The sequence below is a fragment of the Limnospira sp. PMC 289.06 genome (assembly GCF_032350395.1).
Taxonomy (GTDB): domain Bacteria; phylum Cyanobacteriota; class Cyanobacteriia; order Cyanobacteriales; family Microcoleaceae; genus Limnospira; species Limnospira platensis.
In genome coordinates this window covers 2,269-7,224 of sequence record NZ_JARPLC010000179.1, presented here as the reverse complement: position 1 = coordinate 7,224, position 4,956 = coordinate 2,269, and the positions used below count along the sequence as shown (strand labels likewise).

General features: G+C 50.4%; 4 protein-coding genes (1 of these 4 only partly in view). All 4 read right to left on the bottom strand.

The window, feature by feature from the left end:
- Positions 1-107: 107 nt before the first annotated feature.
- Entirely contained in the window at positions 108-1,109 is a 1,002-nt protein-coding gene (locus tag P5674_RS22280) for an ROK family protein (RefSeq protein WP_006616489.1), read from the bottom strand.
- Between the two features lie 208 nt (positions 1,110-1,317).
- Entirely contained in the window at positions 1,318-2,667 is a 1,350-nt protein-coding gene (locus P5674_RS22275) for a hypothetical protein (protein WP_315670293.1), read from the bottom strand.
- Positions 2,648-3,022: a hypothetical protein gene (locus tag P5674_RS22270; RefSeq protein ID WP_315670291.1), complete on the bottom strand. Its 375-nt coding sequence runs from the start codon at positions 3,020-3,022 to the stop codon at positions 2,648-2,650. The genes P5674_RS22275 and P5674_RS22270 overlap by 20 nt, the downstream gene beginning before the upstream one ends.
- A protein-coding gene (locus tag P5674_RS22265) for a CHAT domain-containing protein (RefSeq protein WP_315670290.1) crosses the window boundary here: on the bottom strand, positions 3,015-4,956 show its 3' portion. Its footprint extends 734 nt past the window's final position; 1,942 of the gene's 2,676 nt are visible here — the last part of the coding sequence; its start codon lies off the right edge, out of view — the gene reads right to left on this strand; the stop codon is at positions 3,015-3,017. Before P5674_RS22265 ends, P5674_RS22270 begins: the two co-directional genes overlap by 8 nt.

The following is a 4,956-nucleotide window of genomic DNA, read 5'->3' as shown; positions in this document are numbered from 1 at the left end:
GACGAACCCAGAGCGATCGCATAACCTTGTTGGGTGGACCCAATGCAATGTCACCACACATTTCACCCGGCTTTGTTGGGTTGCGCTTCGCTTCACCCAACCTACGACTAATTCCCTGTTACACTGACATATTGAGCCGCACCGTAAGCAGCACTGTCTAGGAGCGTATCAATAGACCATTCCACCCTTGTCTGGGTGAGATGGGGGAAACTATGGTCAATTCCCTGACGAATGCAGGCGATCGCATCCTGTTTAAATCGTTGATAGGCCCCATCGGATGCCGTTTTTTCCCTTTCTTGCGCTCCCCCAGAAATCACAATCAGGTCACAGCCTACCGTATTGACCACATTACGAGCCGCTATACCCAGGCTGGTAAAATACTCTTGCCAAATAGCCACCACATCGGACAGAGGCTCATCCATTTGACCCAAGCCACGCAGGGTTTTCGCCACCTCCATGGGATCTCCTTGTAACGCTTCCGGCACATTCCCCTTGGCCTGTCGGTGTTTAACCATATTTCTCAGACCCAATAAAGAGGCTCTCGTTTCCGCACATCCCCTCGCACCACATCCGCAGAGGTCGGCATTTTCCGAGCTATCAATACAAATATGACCGAATTCTGCCGAAACTGCCGGAGCCGACCAGATTTTCCCGTTGATAATCAAAGCGCCACCTAATCCGGTTCCGGTAATAAACTGAGCCATCACAGAAGAAGCCTTATTTTGAGCCTCGCGGATCCTGTATTCCCGGTAAGCGGCCGCGTCTCCATCATTGAGGAGGAGAGCGGGTAACTGGAGAGTATCGGAGAGTTTTTGGGCAATATTCACCCCTTGCCAAGAGCGATCGATATTGGTGGGATAAACACACATTCCCGAAGCATCAATAGGAGCGGGACAACAAGCACCGATCGCTTTTAAATCCTGGAATTGTAGATCATTGGCTTCGAGTAGCTCACTGGTGGCGGTTTTAATCACATTTACGGTAGCGTCGGGACCCTCAGAGGCGCTGCTGGGACGATCTAACCTTTCTCCGATGATCCCTTTTTCTGGATCAAATAATCCCAGTTTCACGGTACTAGCACCAATGTCAATCCCCAAGTAAACGCTCATGATTCTTTCCTAACATCCAACTCCTTTGGATTATAAACTTTGTGGGTTGGCTGAAATGCAATGTCACCCAACATTTGACCTGAATTTGTTGGGTGGCGCTTCCCTGTACCCAAGTTTGTAGGTTGGGTGAAATGCAATGTAACCCAACATTTGACGGAAAAACCGGGTTTCTTGACCCGTTTCTTGACCCCGCACCGAGAAACCCCGTTCACTTATCCTTTGGTCGTCCCTTTTTAATCCATCTCTCGGCTAACCACCACGCACCCCATGAACAAAATATGCTCCCCAACAATGCAATAATAAACGGGTGGGGAGGTAGCCAAAAGCGATCGCGACTGGGCGATTGCCAAGGTTCGTTGGCTAAACCGGAAGTTGAAGCGACGATCGCACCCGCCGCAATTCCCACACCCACGGCTTGGATATGGTTTTGTAAGTCCTGGTTATCCTTTTGTTGCTGTTTGTAATATTTCGCTTCGGCTTCTTGGCGTTGGCGATCGCATTTCGCTTGTTCCAGTTCAGTGGTGGCACGAATGCTGTTAATCAAATCGCTGAATAGGACTTGACCCGGTTCGAGATAGTCGATATAGGTTTTGATTTGCTGGAGACGCAGGGGAGCCGTTTTCGTGGCAAAATCTGACCAGTAGGAAAGGCGATCGTCTGCTTTTTCATCCCGGATATGGGACAGAGAAATCTGAAAGTTTTGCCCATTCACCTCAATTGTGGTATAATGTGCCTTGATGTCGCGCAATTTACAGTTATAGTCCAGTAGCCTTTGGGGAATTGTTTGTAACAGTTGATCGAGCTTGTTTAGGCGTTCCTCCGGTGTCGGCAACAAGAAAACCTGGTTAAACTCCTGCACCTGTGCTTCTAGCTCACTGTAGAGGTGTCTAGCGCCTTGATAACCCGCTTTCGCCAGTTTCCCAACCACCACACTTTTCTGATAAGTCCAGAATAAATTCCGCAGATTATAGTAGTTATCTTGGGCGCGGTCTAAGTCTATAGTATCGGGTTTAGCCAAGGAAATTAAAATCGTCAGCGAGTCAGCCGCGAAGATAAACAGCGGGCAATTAAACAGCCTATCTTCCGTGATATATTCAGCCTGTGGACACAAGTTTTTTGCCCACTCTTTGGCGCTGCTCAATTCCAGTTGATTCAAATCCTCACTTTCCCCACTCAACCATAGCACCTTGCCCAGACTTGCCCTCACATCGATTAACGCTTGGGGTTGAAATATCCCCGCATTTTCTGGGGAAAAATCAGCCTCTTCATCCTCCACAGACAGGTTTAAATCCGCACTATAGGTGTCGTTCATCTTAAACGTGCTGAGGTTTCCCCCTAGGGAGATATCATCAATTTTAATCACTGCAAAATCGAGGTTATGTTCTGGGTTCGCCTCCGTGGGTTCCGTGAACTTTGTTAGTTGAGGAAACGGGATTTTTGCCGACAATCCTCGCAAGCTCTCCCACAACAAACCCGCATCTGGGCTGTGGGTATCCGGTGCATCATCTAAGGATTGGCAGAGGTGGAAAGCAGCGAGACTAAGATTGAGGTTTTTCACGGTTTGGCGCTGGAGAAGGGTCGGAATTCTCTAGGTTGGTGGGTTTTTTAACCGCTTGGTCAATCAGTTCAGCTAAAGATTTATCGTTTCCCGGGGGTTTGGTTCCCGGAAAACTCATTTCATTGTTGCTGAGGCTGGAAGTGCGTTTGGAGGTTGCGCGTTTAGCCCTGTATTCGTTGTATAAACTCTCCCTCTCTTTCAGCCAAGATTCAATCGCTTGGGCATTTTTTTCGTCATCCTCACCGAGTTGCTGCTGTAATGCGAGTAAACTTTCCCGGTGGTTAGCAATCCAGTTATGGGGATTTTCTTCCAGGAGGGCGGTAAAGGCGGCGATTTTTTTGGCATCACTAACCATTGTCTTGTTCTCCTTGTCCAACAATACAGAATGCAGCCCAGTGGTATGGGGATTGATAGGGGCGAGAATTTATCCCCTCCTCTTCATTCTGGCCCATCTGTGCAAAATCATATTTTAATTCTTCGCGCCACTCCTCAGAAAATAGGGGGCATTGTTGTCGCCATTGCTCAAAGCCGCTGACGGTGGTTTCTCGGAGCCACTTTTGAGCCCCTTGCAGGGATTGGGCGAGTTGACCCGGTTGTTGTTGCAGCAGTTCGTAGGTTCTAATCAGCAGCAGGGCGGTAGAAACCTCATTGACGGACCAGAGGCTAACCAGGACGCTAGGGCTACCCGCCAGGATAAAGCCACTGGAGAGGCTGATATATTCGTCGGTTGTGTCTAGGGCGACTTGTCCGGTTTCGCAGGCGGAAAGGGTGACCAGGCTGCAATTGTTGAGGTTCAGGTTGGCGATGATGTTTTCGAGGGTGAGAACGCCATCGGCAAGTTGTAAGCCAGAGTCTAGGGGGGAGTTAGGGTTAAAGGAGGCGTGACAGGAGAAGAACAGGTGATGGATTTGGCTGAGGATTTTCTGGCGTTGTTCGTTCAGGAGGTTGGCGGTGGTGGCATTTTTCCCCGCGAGGGTGTTCCGGTCAGGGAAGAGGGTGCGGATGATTTCGATTTCTACATCAGCCCAGTCCAGGTCTTTGGTAGGGTTTTGGATGGCGAAGAGGCGGTTAAAGTGGGGGCGTGAGCGATTTTGGGCTTGTTGCAGCAGTTGGCAGTTGGGGGCGTAGGTGACTCCTTTGGGGAACAGGTCTTGTAGGAATTTGCCCTCACCCTCTCCTGTGGCAACGGGTAAGGCATGAAGGGGGAACAGGTGCAGGTAACGGTGAGGGATGAGGATGAGTTTTTTACAGTTGGGGAAGTTGTTAAACAGGTTCGCCAGGATTTCATCGAGATGCAGGATTGGGGCGAGGGTTTCTAGGCGTTCCGCCAGGGTATTGCGCCATTGGCTGTTGTCTCGGTTGCGGTAGTCGCGAAGATAGGAATTTCCCCAATCGATGAGTTTATCTAGGTCTTCTTTGGAAGATGTCCAGAGGTTGAGACGTTCGGCGGTGAGGGTGAAGGTGAGGAATTTATCCGGCAGGATGTACCATTCCAAAATGACGGTTTCCTCATCCAGTAACGCTTGCATGGCTTGGAAATGCAGGGGTTTGTAGGGTTCGAGTTCTTGCTTTTGTTGCCGCAGTTGGTTGAGGTGGGTAGAGTCCGGGTTCGTCTCTTCTTGCAGGCGGCGTTCTGCTTGAGCAATGGCGATTTTGAGGGATTGCAACTGTTGGCGGATGTTCTCGGGAATCACGCCCCCCGGATATGCATCACGGGTAGCCATGAGTTCCACCAAGTTACGGGCTTTACTACGGTCTACATATTCAATGGCATCCTGGTATCGACCCAACTCTAGGCACACTTCCACCATACCGCGATAAACTCGGTTCCATTCTTCATTAAAGTTGCGTTTATAGCCCTCACTATCCGCACCAATTTCACCCCGCAGATATTCCACCCGTTCCAGGGCTTCTTGAAAGCTACGGTAGGCATTTTCTAGGGCTTGTTGTTTCTGGGTGGAACTGTTCCCCGCTAGGCGAGATTGAGCTTTGTAGGCAAAACCAAAGTTATTCAGGGTTGTTGCTAAGTCGCGGGCTAACCCCAACCGCCGACTAATCCCTGCCGCTTCATCGTAGGCGGCGATCGCACCTTCGAGATGGGCTGCCGGGTTGATGCCCATTTCAGCTTGGGTGCGGCGGGCAACTCCGAGGTTATTCAGGGTAGAGGAGAGGTCTTTGTCTAACCCCAACCGCCGCAGAATCTCTGCCGCTTCATCGTAGGCGGCGATCGCACTTTCGAGATGGGCTGCCGGGTTGATGCCCATTTCAGCTTGGGTGCGGCGGGCAACT